General features: G+C 61.8%; 1 protein-coding gene. It reads left to right on the top strand.

The annotated features are described in order from the left end of the window. Positions 1–484 (top strand): hypothetical protein (locus G7A99_RS20165; RefSeq protein WP_163143614.1); only part of this gene is annotated, 484 nt, incomplete at its 5' end. Positions 485–1206 lie beyond the last annotated feature (722 nt).

Below are 1206 nucleotides of genomic sequence, written 5' to 3'. Positions count from 1 at the left end.
CCGCAACCCGCCCCTGACGCCGCTGCTGCGCCAGGGCTGCACCGACATCGTGCTCGTGCGCCTCGTCGCCCCGGACAACGACACCGTCCCCGAATCCGAGGGGCCTATCCGTCAGCGGGTGGAAGAGATCGTGCAGAACACCACCCTCAGCCTCGAGCTCGACGCCTGCCGTACCGCCAACGGCAGCCCGCCGTTCCGCCTCCACGAAATCCGCCTGACGAACACCGGTGACCTCTCCGACGCCGCCTATCCCCTCGCCGAATTCGTCGAACGCCTCGGCGAGCTCGGCCGCCGCGCCGTGGCGGACGACGACGGATTCGCCAGCCACTGGCAAAGCAGCGCGAACACGAACGAGCTACTGACCACCGCGGACTTTGCGAACGGCATCATCGGAACCGGACAGGGCAAGGCCACGGAAACCAGACCAACCGGAATCACCGACGCCCTGCGACATTACCTCGCGCGCTGGTGGGGAAGCCGATAAGCAACAGGGCTGGACAGCCGCATGCATGCCGTAGCAGGCTGATTCCCAGAACGGATTCGAAGGAATGGGGGATAGGGTATGGACACCGGGGCACGCTCAATGTCCGAGCGGCGGAATATGCCCTCCTACCGCAAGCTCACGGACACATCCTCCCGCCGCGGCCAGTTCCGGGACGTCACGCCGTACGCACGATATCGCAGGCGCTACTCACGCTCGGGCGTCTCGTTTCCTTTGAAAACGCAGTCTTTCCGCCGGTCGATCGTGGCATCGCCATCCAACATTCGTGCGCACACGGTCGCTGGATATCCGCGCTCGCAGCCCGACCACTGTTCGTATCCAGTGGCAGTAGTAGCTCCTCACCTTACGGATGCTGTAGCGCTTTACCCGCAACCGTCCGGCGGAACCGGTCCATCGGCCGGAGCCGCGTGCCGAGGGTATGACATCACCCCCATGTCGAATACGGGGCGTACGTACAGTACCAATGGCGCGGACGCAAACTGCAAGCACGATATTGCGGCGCCTCTGGCGGTGCGGAAACTAACGATCAATAAAATCAGTGGGTTACATGAGAGCGCGCAAGCGCACAGAGTGCAATATCGTGCGCGCACGTTTATTGAATATCCGTGCGCGCCATCTAATCACTGTTACTAACCTTAAAGAAAGTAAAGCCATGATGTGTTAGGTTTTGCATCATGAGATGCAAACGCTCCAACGATGGCCGC

This window comes from Arhodomonas sp. KWT (genome assembly GCF_010993615.1).
Note: the sequence above shows the minus strand (reverse complement) of the source record. Positions and strands in the feature narration are given on the sequence as shown.